Here is a 19,975-nt window from a genome sequence, read left to right as displayed (position 1 = left end):
AAGACCGGGGTCAGTAAAGGACCGATAGCAACTCATCGCGGGCAATATTGCCGACGTAGTGGGCAATGTCGATCTCGGTGAGCAGAGCGGCTAGGGCCTGACGGTCGTAGCGAACGCCGATCAGGCGGCGTTCGATATCACTGATATCACCCACACCGAAAAAGTCGCCGTAAAGCTTGGCTTCGCTGATCACGCCGTGTTCGACCAGCAGGCGGGCATCGACGGTACCGGCAGCGAAACGTTTCTTTTGCTGTACGTTGAAGCGTGGCGAGCGGCCGTAGGTCCACTCCCAGTGACGATAGCGCTTTTCCAGCTCACGGATGCGCTGCCAATCGGCGGCATTGGGTGTGTAGACCGTCAGCGGCTGCTCGGCACCGATCGCCGCAAGAATACGCTGGCGGAAGGTATGGATGTCGATATCTTCATGCAGGTGCTCGCGAATGTTGGTCACCCGCGCGCGCACCGACTTGATGCCTTTCGACAGGTACTTCTCCGGATCAACATTGAGTGCACGGGCGACGTTATCGAGGTTAACGTCAAACATCAGCGTGCCGTGGGTATAGAGCCGGCCGCGGGTGACATACTGGGCGTTACCAGAGATCTTCTTGCCGTTGACGGTGATATCGTTGCGACCGTTCAGCTCGGCTTTGACGCCGAGCGCGCGCAGCGCATCGACGACGGGGCGGGTGAAGCGCGCATAATTATTGAAGCTGTCACCGTCATCGGCAGTAATCACACTGAAGCTCAGGTTGCCCTCATCATTGTAGACAGTGCCCCCGCCCGACAGTCGCCGCAGCACGTCGACGTTGTGGGCAGCGACGAAGTCGGCGTTGATCTCTTCGACAGTATTTTGATGCTTGCCGACGATCACGGTGGGGTGCATGCGATAAAGCATCAAATAGGTGTGCGCCGGGTCCATCTCGCGCAGTACATACTCCTCCATGGCGAAATTGACCGCTTGGTCGAGATTGTCGCCGTTGTCGATGTAGATCAAGGCTGTGCTCCTGTCGTTGGTCGAATAGGGCTCGGCTGGGAGAACACCTGTGCGTGATAATTCACTATATAAAATAATCTTCAACGGCAGCGATAGTTACGTTTAGGCCGTTGCTTTTAGGTAATTACTTTTATGAGCAAGGATGCGTGACATGGAACAGCAGTGGTCGGGTGCGCATGGCCGGCAGGCGGTGCGCTGGGTATTTCTGGGCAGCGGTGTGGCCACGGCGTGCTGGGCGCCGATGGTACCTTATGCGAAAACAAGGCTGGCACTGGGTGATGCCACGCTAGGATTGATTCTTCTGGCGCTGGGCGGCGGCGGCATGGTGCTGATGCCGCTGAGTGGCATGCTGGTACGACGCTGGGGCAGCCGCCCGGTAATGATGCTATCCGGCGCGACGCTATGTATCACCCTGCCGACCTTGGCGCTGGCACCATCAGCCATGACGCTGGCGTTAGCGTTGTTCGCGTTCGGTGCGCTGATTGGCATGCTTGATGTATCGATGAATGCTCAAGCCGTGGCGGTCGAGGCGCGTAGTCCCAAGCCAGTGATGTCATCATTTCATGGTTTCTTCAGTCTCGGTGGGCTGCTGGGCGCGGGACTGATGAGTGCACTGCTGTGGGTGGACGTGCCGTTGTGGTTGTGCGCCTTGATGGTCGGTTGCGGTGTGACGCTGCTGGTGCTTGGCCAGTGGCGTCGGTTGTTGCCCTCGGCAGCGGACAAGGGGCGCGGAGATGCGCACTTCGCACTGCCGCGTGGCGTTGTAATCATACTGGGCATTCTCTGTTTTATCGCCTTTCTCGCTGAAGGAGCGATCCTCGACTGGAGTGCGGTGTTTCTGCGTTTTTCGCGTGATGTCAGCGTCTCGCTGGCCGGACTTGGGTTTGCGCTATTTTCACTGACAATGACGGTTGGTCGGCTGTCGGGCGACTGGCTGACGTCGCAGCTGGGGCCGGTCAGGCTACTGCGCTGGGGTGCACTGCTTGCGGCGGCCGGCTATGTTCTGGCGCTTGCGACGCCGTGGGCGGCGCTGAGCCTGATCGGCTTCATGCTGGTAGGTCTGGGGCTGGCCAATCTCGTACCGATATTGTTCAGTGCCGCCGGAAGGCTACCCGACATGGCGCCAAGCATGGCGATTGCAGCAGTCAGTACGCTGGGTTACGCCGGACTGCTGGCTGGCCCCGCCGGTATCGGCGGTGTGGCTGAGCTGACCTCACTTGCCACGGCGCTTGCCCTGATTGCCGTGGCGCTGGTGATTGTGGCGCTCAGTGCTGCAGTCGTAAGACGTTGACGTCAGGCGCCAAGAGGGGTGATGGGCAGCGTCTCGCGCCGCTTTAACGTACGTTCGACCACGTCACAGCCGGGGCAATAGTGGCCCGCGATGGCGTCAAGTGCGCGCTTGAGCGTCAGCTCGGCAATGCGCTGATGCTGCTGGGGCAGGGAATTGATTCTGAGCGGTAGGAAGTCGAGCAGGCGATTATCACCGAAGGTGGCGATGCGCAGTGAGAGAGGCAGGCCGCCGGGCTGTTCAAGTAACACGTCGAGTACGCCTTCAAGCAGGGTATAGGACGAGGTGATCAGCGCATCCGGCAGTCCCTGTTCGGTAATGAAGGCTCGCATTAATGCAGCGCCGCTGGCGCGGTCGTAATGGCGACCGCTACGTTCGTAAATCTGTGCAGTGTGCCCCTGCATGGCACGTTGAAAGCCGGCGCGACGCGAGACGCTGATCGAAAGATCCGGCACGGCATCGAACCAGGCAATGCTGCGCGTTGCGTTGTCGAGCACTGACTGTGTCAATAATTTCCCGGCGTGTTCATTGTCGCTGATCACGCAGGCGAGACGCGACGGGTCGAGGGTGCGATCGACCGCGACCACTGGCATGCCCTCATCCATCAATCTGGTATAGAAATCCTCTTCCGGGGCGAGGCTTGAAGCTACGATCAACGCGTCACAGCGACGCGCCTTGAGCGTCAGGGCGAGCTCTTTCTCGGTGGCCGGATCATCCCCGGAGCCGGCGATCAAGAGCTGGTAGCCGGACTCGCGTGCATTATGCTCAAGTAACTTGGCCAGCAACGCATAGCTTGCGTTTTCCAGGTCGGGCAGGATAAAGCCCAGCGTGCGACTCGCCCCGCGGCGTAACGCTGCGGCATGCGTATCGACACGGTAATTATGCTGTTCGACAATCGCCATGACCCGCGCAACGGTCTCCTGCTTGATGCGATATTCCTTGGCTCTGCCATTGATTACATAGCTCGCGGTCGTCCGCGAAACACCGGCGAGTCGTGCAATTTCGGCAAGGGTCATCGGCTTTGTACCGTCAAGTGATGGACGACCAGATAGGGCATCTACGCCAAAGGTCGATAATGATTCATGTTGATTTGCTCGCTGAAACGTTTCAGCATGGCATGATCTACAATAGTGAAACGATTCAGCTATCGTCAATCCTGTAAAGGTTCAAAGTTATTATGCTCACGCTTACGCACGATGCCGTTCTGCTCGGGCAAGATGCCCGTGACTGGCGCGATGCGCTCGACCAAGCCGGGCGAGCACTCGTCGAGGCGGGTCTTGCCGATGAGGGCTACCGCTCGGCACTGTTCGATCGCGAGTCACAGTCTTCAACCTTCCTTGGCAACGGGATTGCCATTCCCCATGGCACGCCGAAAAGTCGCGAACACGTACGCGCAACAGGCGTGCGTGTGCTGCAGTTTCCGCAAGGGGTCGAGTGGCATGATGGCAATCGTGTCACGCTGATCATCACCATTGCGGCCCAGAGCGATGAGCATCTCGATATTCTGCGCCAGCTAACCCATGTGCTTGATCGCGAAGGGGTTACGGAAAAGCTGGCACGTGCAGAAAGCCCCGATGAGGTCATCGCGTTATTGTCGAAAGCGCCGGTCGAGGCGCGGCTCGATGCTGATACGATTGTCACGGGTGTACCGGCTCGAGATCGTTTTGAGCTGATAACCGCAGCCGCCGCGCGTCTACGTCATGCCGGCTGTGTGGGGCCTGACTTCATGGCCGATATTCTGGTGCAGGCACCGGTATCGCTCGGCCAGAAATTGTGGCTGGTACGCTCCTCCGTGGGCGTCAATCAGCCTGCCATGGCGCTGGCCACTGGCAACAAGCCGATCGAGGAAACCGCCGGTGTGTTCTGCCTGGCTGAAGCCGGTGATGAACATGTGCCGCTGCTTGAGCGCCTCGTGGCCCTGCTCGATGAAGGCAAGGGCGAGGAACTGGCGCGCACCAGCGCCGAGCATATTCTGGCACGGCTGTCGGGCGAGTCCGCCCATGCCGAAACCGTCAAGGTCAGGGTACGTAACGCCCACGGCCTGCATGCCCGTCCCGCTAAACAGCTTGTCCAGGTCGCTAGAAATCAGGCCGTGCCGGTCAAGGTGCGCCTAGCTGAAGGTGGCGGCGAAGCCGTATCGGCGGCAAGTTTGACCAAGGTGATTGGCCTTGGCGCACGCCGTGGTCAAATGCTGATTTTCTCTGCTGAGGGTGAGGGGGCTCGTGACGCTGTCGATGCGATGGCGGAAGCCCTGCGCGGTGGTCTGGGCGAGGCGGTGACGCCGCTGGCCGACACCAGTGAGGCGCGTCCGTCACGCAACAAGACCACACCACGCCCGCCGGTGGCTGCGCCCGCCGCCGATACCGCTCTGACCGCTGTGCCGGCATCTCCGGGCATGGCGATTGCGCCGGTATTTGTGATGCGCTTGCCCGAGTACCGCTATGAAGAGCAGGCCGAGGATGCCAGCCGTGAGCGTGAACGTCTGGATCAGGCGGTTGAAGAGGCGCACCGGCAGCTTGAAGCCCTCATCGAGTCAGCCGCGGGAGGTGAGGTGGCTGAAATCCTCTCGATGCATGAAGAGATGTTGCAGGACCCTGAGTTGCGTGAGGCGGCTTTCGAGGCGATCAGCGAGGGAAAGAGTGCCGAGGCCGGCTGGTGGCGAGCCATTGATACCTCTGCCCGCGCACAGGAAGCATTGGCCGATCGCCTGCTGGCCGAGCGCGCTGCTGACTTGCGTGACGTCGGCCGCCGCGTGCTGGGTATTCTGTGCGGCGTGGAGATGCCCGAGCCGCCGGAACATCCCTATATTCTGGTGATGGAGGACGTCGGTCCGTCAGACGTTGCGCGTCTTGATACCGCCAAAGTCAAGGGGCTGCTGACTGCCAAGGGCGGTGCGACCTCTCATAGTGCGATTCTGGCCCGGGCGCTGGGTATCCCCGCCGTGGTCGGTGCCGGTGAATCGGTACTGGCACTCAAGAGCGGCAACGAGATGATTCTTGACGGCGAGCGTGGCCGGATCGTCTCCGAGCCGACCCAGGAGCGCCGTGCCCGTACAGAGCTTGCGATCAAAGAGCGTCAGATTCTCGAACGCGAAGCCTTCAACGTGCGTAACGAGCTGGCAATAACGCAGGACGGCCATCGTGTTGAAGTATGTGCCAACCTGGGCAATACCGCTCACGCCAAGGATGCTGTGGAACGTGGCGCTGAGGGCGTAGGCCTTTTGCGTACCGAATTCATCTTCATGGCGCATCCCCAGGCCCCGGATCTCGACACGCAGGTCGAAGAGTACCGCCGGGCCTTCGACGCGCTGGGCCATGAGCGCCCCTTGGTAGCGCGTACGCTGGACGTGGGCGGTGACAAGCCGCTCGACTACTGGCCCGTGCCGCAGGAAGACAACCCGTTTCTGGGTTTGCGCGGTATCCGCCTGGCGCTGACCCGTCCTGACGTGCTTGAAACGCAGTTGCGCGCGCTGCTGATTGCTGCCGAGAACCGGCCGCTGCGGATCATGTTCCCGATGGTCAAGGACGTTGAGGAGTTCTTTGCCGCCCGGCAGATCTTCGAGCGTGTTCAGAATGAAGTAAATGCGCCCGATGTGCAGCTCGGCGTAATGATCGAAATTCCTTCCTGTGCGTTGTTGGCGCCCAGTCTGGCCAAGCATGTCGATTTCTTCTCGATCGGCACCAACGACCTGACCCAGTACACGCTGGCGATCGATCGCGGCCATTCGCAGCTTTCCGCACAGGCCGATGGCCTGCATCCCGCCGTGTTGCGACTGATTAAAATGACCGTCGAAGCCGCTCATGCCGAAGGGCGTTGGGTCGGCGTTTGCGGGGAATTGGCGTCCGATGCGCAGGCAGTGCCGGTATTGGTTGGGCTCGGTGTGGATGAACTGTCGGTGGCGGCGCGTCAGGTGCCGATGGTCAAAGCGCGGGTGCGTGGTCTTGATATGGCAAAGGCGAGGATCATCGCCGAGACGGCGCTTTCACAGGCCACTGCGGCTGATGTGCGCAACGCGCTGGAGGCGTATTAATGGGGCGTGTACTGGCGATATCGCTTAATCCGGCACTCGATCTGACCATTCGTCTCGGCGCGCTGCGCCTGGGTGAAGTCAACCGCAGCGAGAGCACCGAAATGGACGCGGCCGGCAAGGGCAACAATGTTGCCCGCGTGCTGGCCGGATTGGGGCATGAGGTAACGGTAAGCGGCTTTCTAGGTGAGGCCAATCAAGGAGCGTTCGAGCGCGCCTTTCATGATTGGGGAGTTACCGACGCCTTCGTGCGCGTGGCAGGCGAGACTCGTGTCAATGCCAAACTGGCCGAGTCCGATGGCCGAGTCACTGATGTCAACGGCCCTGGCGCGGTGATTAATGCTTCCGCCTTCGCCGTGTTCGAGCAGCGTCTGGATGAGTGTCTTGCAACGTGCGATGTGGTAGTGATCTCCGGTTCGCTGCCACCGGGCGTAACGCCTGCGCAACTCGCCGCGCTGGTCACGCGTATTCGCGATGCCGGCGTGCCGGTGTGGCTCGATACCAGCGGCGCAGCACTCAAGGCAGGGCTAGCGGCCAAGCCAGCGGCGGCCAAACCCAATGAAACCGAGCTTGCCGAATGGGCGGGTGAGGTGCTTGAAGACAATGCAGCGCTCATCACCGCAGCACGACGGCTTAATGCATCCGGTATTGATGATGTTCTGCTTTCGGTAGGGGCTGAAGGTGTAATCTGGGTAAGCGGCACCCTGCTGCTACAGGCCACGCCACCCAAGGTCGAGGTGGTCAGCACTGTCGGGGCCGGCGATACGCTGCTGGCCGCGGCGTTGCATGGCCGGATCGAAGGCTGGACGCATGAGCGTACGCTACGTTTTGCCACCGCGCTGTCCGCTGAATGCGTGCGTCATGTCGGTGTAGGTAATCCTGCTGCGCCCGACTTCGCCGAACTTGAACAGCACATCGTTTTGCACTCATTAGATTCCGGCCATTCCGGACCACAAGCAGGGGAGATGCCTGCATGAAAGTGATTATCTTCACGGCCTGCCCCAGTGGCATGGCGACGTCGTTTCTCGCTGCCCGCCGCCTCGAACATGCTGCAAAGCGGCGCGGTTGGCAGACCGAGGTGGAAATTCAAGGTGGGATCGGTAATCAACAGGCGCTAAGTGGTGAGCAGATTGCAAGCGCTGATCTTGTGGTGGTGGCGACCAGTACCGCTGTCGATTTGGCACGTTTCGAAGGTAAGCGCCTCTACCGTGACCGCCTTGAACAGGCCTTGCCTAGCCCCGACGATTTTCTGGATCGTGCCGAACGCAAGGCCGAGCTCTGGAGCGCAGAGCATAGCGCTGAACAGACCACGGTTGCGCCGGAAGCCGCTGCGGTAGCTCCCAGTGCCACAGCGGAGAAGAAAGGCCAGCAGCGCATCGTTGCAGTAACGGCGTGTCCGACCGGCGTTGCGCATACTTTCATGGCCGCCGAGGCGTTGACCGAAGCAGGCCGTGCCCTGGGTCACCAGATCAAGGTCGAAACCCAGGGGTCGGTCGGTGCGCAGAATCAGCTTGATGGTGACGATATCGAGGCGGCGGATGTGGTCATTCTGGCCTGTGATATCGAAGTCGATGATTCGCGCTTTGCTGGCAAGCGTATCTTTCGTACCTCGACCGGGGCGGCGCTGAAGAAATCGAAGCAGACCATCGGTGATGCGTTGGAAAACGCCGAGGTCGAAAGCCAGGCAGGGGCCGGTGCGGCCAAGGGCAGTGAGCGCAAGAAAAGCGTCAAGGAGAAGGGTGTCTACAAGCACCTGCTAACCGGCGTATCGTTTATGCTGCCGATGGTGGTGGCAGGCGGGCTGTGTATCGCACTGTCGTTTGTGTTCGGTATCGATGCCTTCGAACAGGAGGGCACGCTGGCTGCGGCGCTGATGCAGATCGGTGGCGGCAGCGCCTTCAAGTTGATGGTGCCCGTACTGGCGGGCTATATCGCCTATTCGATCGCCGACCGGCCGGGGATTGCGCCGGGCATGATCGGTGGCTGGATCGCCAGCACGATTGGTGCCGGTTTTATCGGCGGTATTGCCGCCGGTTTCCTGGCGGGCTATTCGGCTCAGGCAGTAATGCGCTATATCAAGCTGCCTGCCAGCGTTGAGTCGCTCAAGCCGATTTTGATTATCCCACTGCTTGCCAGCCTGTTCACTGGGCTGGTGATGATCTATGTAGTCGGCACGCCTGTGGCCGCCGCGCTGAATGGGTTGACCGATTTTCTCAATAACATGGGTTCGACCAACGCCATTCTGCTCGGGCTTCTGCTTGGTGCGATGATGTGTGTCGACCTGGGTGGGCCGATCAACAAGGCGTCCTACACGTTCGGCGTTGGGCTACTCTCGACCGAGACCTATGCGCCGATGGCAGCCATCATGGCGGCCGGTATGGTGCCGCCGATCGCGATGGGCATCGCCAGTTTCATTGCACGCTCCAAATTTGCCGAGGCCGAGAGAGAAGCTGGAAAGGCCTCGTTTGTACTTGGATTGTGCTTTATCAGTGAGGGCGCGATTCCCTTTGCTGCCAAGGACCCGCTGCGCGTCATCCCTGTCAGCATGATTGGCGGCGCGATTACCGGGGCGCTGTCGATGTTCTTCGGTATCAAGCTGATGGCTCCTCATGGTGGATTGTTCGTGCTGTTGATTCCCAACGCGGTCAACCATGCGCTGCTCTATCTGCTCGCCATTGCGGTGGGGTCGTTGGTGACAGGCGTATCCTATGCGCTGCTTAAACCGGGACAGGCTGAGGTGGCCACGGAACCGACAAGTTAGCGCTTGTTGTACTGAAAATATGATCGCCCCGCCGGGTAGCCGGTGGGGCGATTTGCGTTGTGGGTATGGCGTGGTGCGTATGAGCGCTATGGTTCAGGCCCAGGTACCCAGCGCCTGAATCCAAGTGGCGCAAAAGCCGAGGCCCAGCTCAGCTTGCCCTGAGCACGCGGATAAATCATTGGTCAGATGCCCTAGCATATCGTCATGCTAGTCGCCCTTCCTACGTTCATCAGGAGTGCTCCATGACGCGACCCAATATTCTGATTCTGATGGCCGATCAGGTGAACGGGACCCTGTTCGAGGATGGCCCTGCTGACTTTCTGCATATGCCCAACCTGAAAGCGCTGGCTGAACGCTCGGTGCGTTTTAAAAACGCCTATACGCCGAGTTACCTCTGCGCGCCGGGCCGTGCGGCCTTCATGTCCGGCCAGCTGCCTTCTCGTACCGGTGTTTACGACAACGCTGCCGAATTCCCCTCCAGCGTGCCCACTTGGGCACACCACCTGCGCCGTGCCGGCTACCAGACCTGCCTCTCCGGCAAGATGCACTTTGTCGGCCCTGATCAGCTCCACGGCTTCGAGAAGCGCCTGACTACTGATGTCTACCCACCCGACTTCGGCTGGACACCGGACTACCGCAAGCCTGGTGAGCGCATCGACTGGTGGTATCACAATCTGGGCTCGGTGACCGGCGCGGGAGTGGCCGAAATCTCCAATCAGATGGAGTACGACGACGAGGTTGCCTTTCATGCCGAGCAGAAGCTGTTCGATCTTTCGCGTGGTCACGACGAACGCCCTTGGGCCATGTGCGTAAGCTTCACCCATCCGCATGACCCCTACGTGGCACGGCGCAAGTACTGGGATATCTACAACGATTGTGAGCATCTCGAGCCGAAGTTGCCTGAGGTGCCTTTTGCCGAGCAGGACCCGCATTCCCAGCGCCTTTATGAGGCCAACGACTATACCAAGTTCGATATTCAGCCCGAGAACGTGCGCCGCGCGCGCCAGGGCTATTTCGCCAACCTTTCCTACGTGGATGACAAGGTGGGTGGCATTCTCGACGTGCTCAAACGCACCCGCATGCTCGATAACACCATCATCCTGTTCGTCTCCGACCACGGCGACATGCTGGGCGAGCGCGGGCTGTGGTTCAAGATGAGCCCGTTTGAAGGTTCCTCGCGCGTGCCGCTGATGATCAGCGCGCCGGGGCTCGAACCCAAGCGCATAGACACGCCGGTGTCGTCGATCGACGTCAACCCGACGCTTGCCGACCTGGTCGGTATCGATCTCAGTGCTATCGCGTCATGGACCGACGGCGAGTCGCTGGTGCCGCTGATGAACGGTGAAGCGCGTAATACGCCGGTGTACATGGAATACGCCGCCGAAGGGACCTATACGCCGCTGATGACAATTCGCGAGGATAAGTGGAAGTTCAACCACTGCGAGATCGATCCGCCGCAGCTTTTCGATCTGGAAAGCGACCCGGACGAACAGCACAACCTGGCCCAAAATCCTGAGTACCAGACGGTGCTGGCCGAGTTTACCCGCAAGGTGACGGAGCGCTGGGACATGGCGAAGTTTGACGCCGATGTGCGTGAAAGCCAGGCGCGACGCCTGATTGTCTATGAAGCGTTGCGCAACGGTCACTATTTCCCGTGGGACCACCAGCCGTTGCAGGTCGCCTCAGAGCGCTACATGCGCAACCACATGGATCTTAACGTACTGGAAGACGCGCAGCGCTTTCCGCGCGGTGAATAAAGTTACGTCACAAGGTCAGCCCGCACACGACGGTGTGCGGGTTTTTTGTGTCGCAAATTCAGGCAAGCGCATGGCGGAGGTGGCATAAAAAAAGCGGCCCGTAGGCCGCTTGAGGGGGGTGTCGCTTGGTATCAGGCGCGCGGTTGTTCAAAACTGTCAGGCATAGTGGTGTTGCCCGGTGCCTCGCGGCTGACGTGAAGGAATTGCAGATGACGCTCGTACTGGTCGAGGATATCCTCGATTACCTGTTCCTTGCTGTAGCCGAGCAGATCATAGCCCTGGCTGCCTTCGAGCAAGTAAACCTCCAGACGATAGTAATGCGACTGCGACTTCTGGGCGCGAATCGCAAATGACGGCGTTGCGAAACGGCGCGGCCAGATCTGATAGGTGAAGTTCTGCTCATCGCCAAGGGCGACATTCAACTCCAGATGCCCATCGCCGGGCTCACCCTCGACAACCGTAACTTGAACGCCCTGTTGGGTAAGCTCCTGACAAACTTCTTGCATCGCTGGCTTGCCGACCTGTTCCAGGAAGCGTTGCGTCTGTTTTTGTCCAGGGAAACTCATCGCACGGGAAAGGCGCTGATGCCAGCTGCGCTGCCCACGTTCTCCGCCGGTACGGCTTGAAAGGCGACCCGCCATGCTGGCGCGGTGGCTGTCTTCCTTGAAGCCTTCTACACGTAATGCCTTGTAAAGACCGATCATCATGAAAAACAGCACGATCGAGAAAGGCAGCGCGGTAATAATCATCACGCTCTGTAATACTGACAGGCCACCGGCCAGTAGCAATGCAAGCGTCAGCACTCCGATCACGGCAGACCACAGGATACGCATCCAGATAGGCGCATCGTGATTGACGTCGCTCAGGATAGAGGTGAAGTTCGAAAGTACCAGTGCACCTGAGTCACCTGAGGTAACGAAGAACACGATCGCTAGAATACTGACCACGATAGTGGTGACATAAGGCCACGGGAAGTTTTCCAGGAACAGATAGATCGCCGACGCAGGCGTATTCATCGCGCTCTGGCCAAATTCGGCGGCACCGTGCATGACCAGATCAATGGCGCTGTTACCCATGATCGACATCCATGCCATCATGAAGACCAAGGGCAGGAACAGCGTGCCGGCAACGAATTCACGGATGGTGCGGCCACGTGAGATACGGGCCAGGAACAGACCGACGAACGGGCCCCAGGCGATCCACCAGGCCCAGAAGAAAAGCGTCCAGCCATTGAGCCAATCGGTAGGTTGATCGAAGGCATAGGTATTCATCGAAAGATCGATGAAGCTGCTGAAATAGTCGCCGACATTCATGACCAACGCGTTGAGCAGGAATATTGTTTTGCCGGTGAACAGCACAAACAGCAGCAACACGACCGCCAGCAGCATGTTGAATTCCGACAGGCGGCGAATACCTTTCTCAACGCCGGTGACTGCCGAAATGGTTGCAAAAACGACGATCATTATTACCAATAGCGTCTGCGTGATCGCGCCTTCAGCAATGCCAAACATGAAGTTCAGCCCATAGTTCAGCTGAATGACGCCAATCCCCAGGCTGGTGGCGATGCCGAATACCGTGCCCAGCACGGCGGCAATATCGACGGCATGACCGATCGGGCCATGAATCTTCTTGCCGAAGATAGGGTAGAGCGCGCTGCGAATGGTCAGCGGCAAATTATGACGGTAGCTGAAGAAGGCCAGTGACATACCGATCAGTGTATAGACGCCCCAGCCGGAAAATCCCCAGTGAAGAAAGGTCAGCTCCAGCGCATGGCGAGCGGCTGCCACGGTTTCAGGTGTGCCGTCAGGCGGGGCGAGATAATGGGTGAGCGGTTCGGCAATACAGAAGAAGATAATGTCGATGCCGATGCCCGCTGAAAACAGCATGGCCGCCCAGGAAAAGATATTGAAATCCGGTGTGGAGTGGTCAGGACCGAGTTTGATCTTGCCAAAACGTGAGAGGCCGATCACAACCACGAAGACAAGATAGATGACGACTGCCAGGAAGTAATACCAGCCGAAGCTGTTTGATATCCATGCCAGTACAGTGTTGATAACAGCGCTGGACTGTTCGGTGAAAAGCATGGTCCATAACGAGAAAGCAACGATACCTATGGCTGAACCATAGAAGACGACCGGATTGAGCCGGTCCTTCTGAACAGCCTCGTTTTCTGGTGGAGTCATGTGGCGGTTTCTCTTGACGTGAAGGTAATCGAAAAGTGAAACGTTCTTACGGCACTGGAGACTCAGGTCCACACACACTCGATGCTGCAACCGGGTCGTGAATGATCCTGAAAATGGGTCTTGAAACGGGTCATCAACAGATAGTTAAGAACGTAATCGCTTTTTGTTTGATAGCTCACCGATTGATAATTTTTTATACAGCGGCCATCACAAATAAAAAGCTGCTCGGTTTTTACGTCAGTTCTAGAAACTGAAGTTATTGATTGAGCGTTCAATAAAAATACATTCTTTATGATAAAGCTTCAACTCAAAAGCTTGAGAACCGCCAGTTAAGGAGAGTTGCCGCTATGCTGAAAGAGATACATTGCTTAAGGAGAGCGCTATGCACACGACCCTGTTTGATGGTCAACTAACGGTCATGGTAGGTGACATTACCCAACTTGAGGCTGACGTTATCGTCAATGCGGCAAACAGTTCGCTGCTTGGAGGCGGTGGCGTCGATGGCGCTATTCATCGCGCCGCAGGCAGCAAGCTTTTGCAGGCCTGCCAGGCGGTGCGAGAACATGACTGGCCCGAGGGTTTACCGACCGGCGAAGTCGCCCTGACGCCCGGTTTCGATTTGCCTGCGCGCTACATCATTCATACGGTGGGGCCGGTTTATTCTGCTTCGCAGGACCGTTCAACAGAACTAGCGGCCTGTTACCGCAATGCATTGGCACTGGCGGACATCAAGAATATGCGCAGTATCGCCTTCCCGGCCATATCAACCGGAATCTATGGCTACCCTCGCGAAGCGGCGAACAGGATTATCTTAAAGGTAATGGAGGAAGAGTTGCCGAGGCGTCCAGAATTGACCGTGATCCTGTGTTTCTTCAATGAAACCGACGCTGACCTGTTTTTCGATATTGCAAAGGGGAAACGATGAACGGCGCCTGAGCGGCGCCGTTCGTTCTAGTCAATCAATCTTGTTCATTCGTCGCCGGGAAGCGGCGGCTCGTCATTGTCGTCAGGGCCATCACCCATCGGGCCATGGTCACCCATTGGCGCGTGCTTGCCCATTGGGCCATGTCCTGGCATAGGGCCATGATCGCCCATGCGGCCGGGGCCATGCGGTGCGGGACGAAAGGCATCAAGAGCTGCGAGTTGCGTCGGGGTCAGAATCTTTTCAAGTGCTTTGCGATGCTGCTCGAAAGCTGCCTTGAATTCATCGCGATGCTTGTCTTTTGCCTGCTTGTCCTGAGGCTTGGACGCGTCGCTCTGCGGACCGCGTAACTCATGTAATTGCTGGAAGAATGCCTTGTTGGCGTTATCGAGCGCCTGCTGCTTGCTCTGATCGAGATGCCAACTGGCTATCAGAGCTTTCATGCCATCGACGGGAGGACGACCCATCGGCCCGCGCAGCTCAACATGGCGCATCTTCTCGAGCACATTAAGTTGCTGAGGATCGAGGATCTTGGCCATACGCGCCTGCTGATCCTGCTTGATCTTGTCGAAGGCGGCGCGCTTATCTTCACGACTGTCGAATTTCTGCGATTTGAGCTTGTCGAGATCGTTACGCATGGACTCGCGGGCGTCGTGCAGCGCCTTTTGTTGGTCATCGCTGAGATGCCAGCTCGCGAACAATGCGCGCATCAGCTCGCCCTTGGCGCGCATTGGCTGGTGCATCCGGTCATAGGCTTCCAGGACTTTAACCTGCTCGTCGTTCAGCACCTTGGCGAGCGCCTTATGATGCTCATCAACCAGCTTTTTCATTGCCTTGTGATCAGCATCAGATGTAGCGGTCTTGCTTTCCTGCAGTTCATGCATGTTCTGATGGAACTGCTGATTGGCAGCCTTGATCTGGGCACGCTGCTGATCATTCAACGACCAGCTTGAATAGATGGCATCCAGGCTCTTCTTGGGTGCCTTGGGCGCAGCGTCCTGCCCGGCAAAAGCTGCAGGGGACAGGGCGGTGGAAATGGCGGCGATCAATAAAAGCTTTTTCATCACGATGTCTCCTTTGGGAACGCTTGCAGTATCACCGGCGTTTGTGCACGAAAGATGCACATAACAAGGAGGCATTCGTCATGTTCGCTTGCAGACGATGGGCTGGCTACTCACTGGGCTCATACTTGTATCCCACACCGTAAACGGAATGGATAATGTCGCGTTCTGGACAGGCTTCGGCGATCTTGCGGCGCAGCTTCTTGACGTGACTATCGACGGTGCGCTCGGAAACGATGCGGTGGTCACGGTACATCTGATCCATCAGCTGTTCGCGCGAAAAAATACGTCTCGGGGCCTGCATCATTACGCGTAGCAGTTGGAATTCCACCGCGGTAAGCCCCAGGTCCTTACCGTTGGCCAGCGCACGCCAGCCGTCATCATCGAGGACTAACCACTCAACATCATCTTCGGTGGGAGTGCCATTTTCGCTGGTGCTGGTGTCTTCGGGCTGCGCACGTCGCAGGACGGCTTTGACGCGTGCGACCACTTCACGTGGGCTGAATGGCTTGCAGATGTAATCATCCGCACCAATTTCTAGCCCTAGTAGTCGGTCGACTTCTTCGACGCGGGCGGTCAGCATGATGATAGGCAAGCGTGGAAAGCGTGCGCGAATTTCACGGCACAATGTCAGACCATCCTTGCCAGGCAGCATGACGTCAAGCAGCACCAGCTGTGGCTCGTGCGACTCAAGCCAGGGCATGACGCTATCGCCGTGGTCGAGGTGATGACTGCCAAATGCATGAGCGTGAAGGTAATCGGCGACAAGTTGGGCAATCTTGGATTCATCTTCAACGATCAGTATGGTCTCTGCCACTACAGGGTTCCTTTTCCTTTGCTATCTGGCCGAGTATGGATGAGCTGCCTAACAGGAGTTTCATACTCCGCACATGTCCAGGTTTTACGTCTTTTGTATCGCATTTTTCAATCCAAAGGGAAGCTGAGCGTCCAGCGCAATCCTCCCAGTGGTGACACGCTGGCCTCCATTTGCCCGCCGTGGAGGTGGACAAGTGCCTGCGCAATGGACAATCCAAGACCACTGCCGCCACGACGGCGGTTGCGTGAGGCATCGAGGCGAAAGAGCCGCTCGGTCAGGCGGGGTAGTGCATCATCAGGCACGCCGGGAGAAGAATCCTCCCAGACAATTTCTGCTCGCCGGCCAACGCGCGCAAGCGATACATGCAGCTTACCGGGCGCATCGGTGTAGGCCATTGAATTACCAAGAAGGTTATGCCATAGCTGCCGTAACCGGTGTGGCGCTCCCTGAATGGTAATTCCTGAAGCAATTTTGCTGTCAAGGGCGATGCCCTTGCCCTCGATCCAGTGACGCGATTCGCTGAGCTGGTGCGTCAGGTGAGCACTGAGATCTACGGTTTCGAATGGTGCTTCCAATGTATGCGCATCGGACTGGGCTAATAGACGCAGATCCTCGACCAGACGATTGAGCTGTTCAACTTCCTGTGACAGCGAAGCAAGATTTCCTGCATTCATTGGCCTCACGCCATCTTGCATCGCCTCTATTTCACCCCGCAAGACGGCCAAAGGCGTACGTAGCTCATGGGCAATATCGGCAACCCACTGTTGTCGTGCGCGTCGGTTCTGCTCAAGATTGAAGGCGAGAGCATTGATGTCAGCCGAAAGCTGGGACAATTCATCGCGCCCACTGGGTGACAGTCGCACCGAGTAGTCACCACCGGCCAGCGCCTGGGTGGCAAGCGCCATGGCGCGCGTTCGCCTGCCCAGCCACAGCGCCAGACCTCCTGCCAGGATAAGTGATGCGAACAGCATCGATCCGAGGATGATGGTCAGACTTCGCAATTGACGCTGAAGGAAAAGCCGGTCGAGTTTAGTGATGACACCTTCGGGCGCACGATAGCCCAATGAGCCGATCTGAATGCCATCAAGCGTGATTGGGGCGTAACGTAATTTGGCCGGTTCGAGTCGGCTGTCGATAATACGGTCGCCGTGCGCATCTATTAAGACAAACTGGCGTGGATCAGCTAGCTCGGGAGGCAGCGGAGGTGGTATTACTCCTTCCGGAGGCTCAAAGTTGCCACCGCGTGGCACTAGAGCAAAGCGCAGAAGTTGGCGCCAGGCATCAGGATCGTGACGCAGCCACTCCCAATTGCCATGGCGAGCATAGCTTTCAGCGATTGACTGAGTCAGCGTGGTAATGCGTTGCTGCTGGCTATGCCTGAGATAATCGAGAAACCCTTCATCAAGGCTGCGGGAAATCGACAGATAGATCAGGCCGCTTATGAGCGTATTGACAAGGAAAATGGCAAAAAACAGCTTGATGCTTATACGGCTGAACATGATGGTAGCTGGGCCGGCTGAAGGCGCATCGTGCGCAGGATGGAACATGACGTTATTGATGCATGATCATATGCCTCAATGATGGAACAAATATGCAAAAGCACGTCATCTTATGGCGGTGTCATCGTCTAGTCACTAATAGAACAATTATCGAGCGCTTTGATCAACGCTGCTGCTGAACCAGAGCGACATAGATGCGCACCTGTTCCCGCCCAGAAGCTTTTCCACTGTACGCCAGCAGCCTTGCGTAGCGGCGCGGTAAGACGGTGCTGCTCGGGATAAGGCGCAATGGCCTGTGGGGCCCGCTCATCCATCCAGGCATTTTTGATACCACGAGCAATGCGTCCGGAAACAGCGCGGGTCGTGCCGGTCGCCTTATGATCGCGGCAAAGGACGACTTCCATCAGCGCATCGCGCCAGGATGCGCTGGTGCCGGCTTCGTCAGCGAGCAGAAAAAGCGTGCCGAACTGGCCAGCGCTCGCTCCGGCGTGTTGGGCACGGGAAAGATCTGCCGCAGTCATCAGGCCGCCTGCGGCGATCAGCGGTGTTCTGGCTATCCTGGCGCAACAGCTTTTTATCAATGTCATCAGCGGTTGAGCGTCACCCTCCGGCGCCTGGCTACCCCGATGTCCCCCAGCTTCCTCCCCTTGTAGAACGATCGCATCAACGCCGTCCTCTTCCAATGCCAGCGCTTCGCTAAGTGATGTCGCCGTGCCGACCAGAGCAATGCCACGCGCCCGGCAGGCATTAATGTAACGAGCGTCGAGCCGACCGAAGGTGAATGAGAAGACCGCTGGATGTGCGTCGAGCATCGCCTCGAACTGGCTCTCGAAGGTTGGCAGCTCGGCAAACGCCTCCGGCATCGACACGTGGGCGGATTGATAACAGCGTTCAAGGGCAGCTCTGGCGCGTTTGATCACATCGTCATCAGCAATGGTGCTGGCGGGAACGAACAGATTGACGGCGAAGGGACAAGAGGTGAGCGCACGGATAGCGCTGCACTGTGTAGTGATGGCCTCGGCGCTCAGGTAGCCCGCGCCTAGGCTGGCGAGCGCGCCAGCGTTGGCACAAGCCGCGACCAGCTCAGGCGTAGTAATGCCCCCTGCCATGGGCGCTTGTACGATGGGACGGGGAAATTCCAGATTGGCAAAAGCGAAAGAAGACGTCATGACTAACTCCATTTCGAGGTGGAATCATTAGTCTATGACGTCTTCTTTTTCGTGCGTAAGCTGTTTACCACAGCTGTACTGATTGGAGCGTTTAAATGAACATTCCGATCAGCATGGCCATCAATACACCCACCACACCAATGATGGTTTCCATCACTGTCCAGCTTTTCAGCGTTTGCGCCTCGGTCAAACCGAAGTAGCGGTTAACCAGCCAGAAGCCCGAATCGTTGACGTGGCTTAACACGGTGGCACCGGAGGCGATCGAGATCACGAGCAGGCCGAGAATCGGGCCGTCAAGATTCAGTGCCGTGATTACCGGCGCCATCAGACCTGCTGCGGTAATCATCGCAACCGTGGCCGAACCCTGAATGATGCGCACGCCTGTGGCTATAAGGAAGGCGAGCAGGATCGGCGGCAGCGCGCTGTCAGCCATCATTTCACCGATGACTGCGCCCACGCCGGAGTCGATCAGCATCTGCTTGAATACACCACCGGCGCCGGTGACGAGGATGATGATGCCAGCAGGTTCAAGGGATTTGGTGGCCACGCTCATGACCTGCTCACGTGTCAAGCCGCGCTTGGTACCGAGCAGGGTAAAGGCCAGTAGTGTCGTGATCAGCAGGGCAACGATCGGATTGCCAAGGAAACCGAGAATCTGATAGATGGCATTGTCATCTTCAAGCAGCACGCCGCTGACGGTATTAAGCAGAATCAGGATCAGCGGCAGCAGGATGATGCTGGCAATCAGCTTGAAGCTGGGCAAGTCATCGTAATTCTTGGGTTCCTTCGCCGCCGTATCTTCCATGTAATCAGGGACAGTGGCGTGAATGCGCTTGGAAATGTAACTGCCGAATACGGGGCCGGCCAAAATCATCGCCGGCAGGCCGCACAGCACGCCGAACAGAATGACGTAGCCAAGATCAGCGTTGATCAGATTGGCAACCGCGATAGGGCCCGGTGTCGGCGGTATGAACGAATGGGTAACCGCAAGGCCTGCGAGAAGCGGGATGCCATAGTAGAGCAGGGAGCGGCCGGTACGGCGGCCAAGCGCATAGATCAGCGGGGCGAGGATGATGAAGCCGACATCAAGGAAAACCGGGATAGCGATCATGAAACCAGCAATCGCCATCGACCATTGCGCCCGGCCTTCACCGAACTTGTCGATCAGCGTGTTGGCAAGGCGATCAACGCCACCGGAGACCTCGAGCATTTTCCCGAACATCGCGCCAAGGCCAACCACGGTCGCGACAAAGCCGAGCGTACCGCCCATGCCGCTCTGGACACTATCAACGATATCGGTCAGCGGCATACCGGTGGCTACACCTACCAGAATACTGACCAGCAGCAAGGCGACAAAGGCATGCAGGCGTAAGCGCATGACCAAAAACAGCAGCAAGACGATGCCACCCAACGCGGCGGCGATGAGCAAAGTGGCGTGAGACATGACGAATCCCGTCGTTTTCGTGGCTGAGAAAACCCTCGATCAAGTGCTGCGAA

14 protein-coding genes are annotated in these 19,975 nt (G+C 58.0%); 6 read left to right on the top strand and 8 right to left on the bottom strand.

The features are described from left to right. Positions 1-10 precede the first annotated feature (10 nt). Positions 11-994, bottom strand: a complete 984-nt coding sequence (locus C3Z11_RS09350; protein ID WP_106477636.1) for a lipoate--protein ligase — start codon at positions 992-994, stop codon at positions 11-13. 151 nt (positions 995-1,145) lie between these two features. Between C3Z11_RS09350 and C3Z11_RS09345 the strand changes: the two genes are divergently transcribed. Continuing rightward, a complete protein-coding gene (locus C3Z11_RS09345; RefSeq protein ID WP_106477635.1) occupies positions 1,146-2,285 on the top strand; it encodes an MFS transporter in 1,140 nt (379 codons plus the stop codon). 2 nt (positions 2,286-2,287) lie between these two features. Here the strand turns inward: C3Z11_RS09345 and cra are convergent, their stop codons facing one another. Beyond that, on the bottom strand, positions 2,288-3,298 hold the full coding sequence (gene cra, locus C3Z11_RS09340) for a catabolite repressor/activator (RefSeq protein ID WP_106477634.1): 1,011 nt from the start codon (positions 3,296-3,298) through the stop codon (positions 2,288-2,290). A gap of 161 nt (positions 3,299-3,459) precedes the next feature. On the opposite strand from cra, the gene ptsP reads away from it, so the two are divergent. The 4 genes from ptsP to betC all read left to right on the top strand — a co-directional run bounded on the left by ptsP (position 3,460) and on the right by betC (position 10,827). Beyond that, a complete protein-coding gene (ptsP, locus tag C3Z11_RS09335; protein ID WP_106477633.1) occupies positions 3,460-6,312 on the top strand; it encodes a phosphoenolpyruvate--protein phosphotransferase in 2,853 nt (950 codons plus the stop codon). Beyond that, on the top strand, positions 6,312-7,286 hold the full coding sequence (gene pfkB, locus C3Z11_RS09330; protein WP_106477632.1) for a 1-phosphofructokinase: 975 nt from the start codon (positions 6,312-6,314) through the stop codon (positions 7,284-7,286). The genes ptsP and pfkB overlap by 1 nt, the downstream gene beginning before the upstream one ends. Beyond that, positions 7,283-9,070: a PTS fructose-like transporter subunit IIB gene (locus C3Z11_RS09325; protein ID WP_106477631.1), complete on the top strand. Its 1,788-nt coding sequence runs from the start codon at positions 7,283-7,285 to the stop codon at positions 9,068-9,070. Before pfkB ends, C3Z11_RS09325 begins: the two co-directional genes overlap by 4 nt. Before the next feature lie 242 nt (positions 9,071-9,312). Continuing rightward, positions 9,313-10,827 (top strand): choline-sulfatase, encoded by a 1,515-nt coding sequence (gene betC / locus C3Z11_RS09320; RefSeq protein WP_106477630.1) that lies wholly within the window; start codon positions 9,313-9,315, stop codon positions 10,825-10,827. Between the two features lie 131 nt (positions 10,828-10,958). On the opposite strand, the gene betT is transcribed toward betC, so the two are convergent. Further along, on the bottom strand, positions 10,959-13,010 hold the full coding sequence (gene betT / locus C3Z11_RS09315) for a choline BCCT transporter BetT (protein WP_106477629.1): 2,052 nt from the start codon (positions 13,008-13,010) through the stop codon (positions 10,959-10,961). A gap of 382 nt (positions 13,011-13,392) precedes the next feature. Between betT and C3Z11_RS09310 the strand changes: the two genes are divergently transcribed. After that, positions 13,393-13,935, top strand: a complete 543-nt coding sequence (locus C3Z11_RS09310; protein WP_106477628.1) for an O-acetyl-ADP-ribose deacetylase — start codon at positions 13,393-13,395, stop codon at positions 13,933-13,935. Between the two features lie 44 nt (positions 13,936-13,979). Here C3Z11_RS09310 and C3Z11_RS09305 read toward each other — a convergent pair whose 3' ends face one another. The 5 genes from C3Z11_RS09305 to C3Z11_RS09285 all read right to left on the bottom strand — a co-directional run bounded on the left by C3Z11_RS09305 (position 13,980) and on the right by C3Z11_RS09285 (position 19,922). Further along, positions 13,980-14,996, bottom strand: a complete 1,017-nt coding sequence (locus C3Z11_RS09305; protein ID WP_106477627.1) for a hypothetical protein — start codon at positions 14,994-14,996, stop codon at positions 13,980-13,982. Between the two features lie 106 nt (positions 14,997-15,102). Beyond that, the gene (locus tag C3Z11_RS09300) at positions 15,103-15,810 is read right to left on the bottom strand and encodes a response regulator (protein ID WP_106477626.1); all 708 of its coding nucleotides are present in this window, start codon (positions 15,808-15,810) and stop codon (positions 15,103-15,105) included. A gap of 107 nt (positions 15,811-15,917) precedes the next feature. Then, complete coding sequence (locus C3Z11_RS09295; protein ID WP_106477789.1) at positions 15,918-17,309, bottom strand: ATP-binding protein; 1,392 nt, start codon at positions 17,307-17,309, stop codon at positions 15,918-15,920. A gap of 128 nt (positions 17,310-17,437) precedes the next feature. Further along, entirely contained in the window at positions 17,438-18,478 is a 1,041-nt protein-coding gene (locus C3Z11_RS09290; protein ID WP_262927316.1) for an NAD(P)H-dependent flavin oxidoreductase, read from the bottom strand. Between the two features lie 91 nt (positions 18,479-18,569). Further along, positions 18,570-19,922 (bottom strand): GntP family permease, encoded by a 1,353-nt coding sequence (locus C3Z11_RS09285; protein ID WP_106477625.1) that lies wholly within the window; start codon positions 19,920-19,922, stop codon positions 18,570-18,572. Positions 19,923-19,975: the final 53 nt, after the last annotated feature.

Source organism: Phytohalomonas tamaricis (assembly GCF_003012345.1).
Classification (GTDB): domain Bacteria; phylum Pseudomonadota; class Gammaproteobacteria; order Pseudomonadales; family Halomonadaceae; genus Phytohalomonas; species Phytohalomonas tamaricis.
This window is presented reverse-complemented; position numbering and strand designations above follow the sequence as displayed.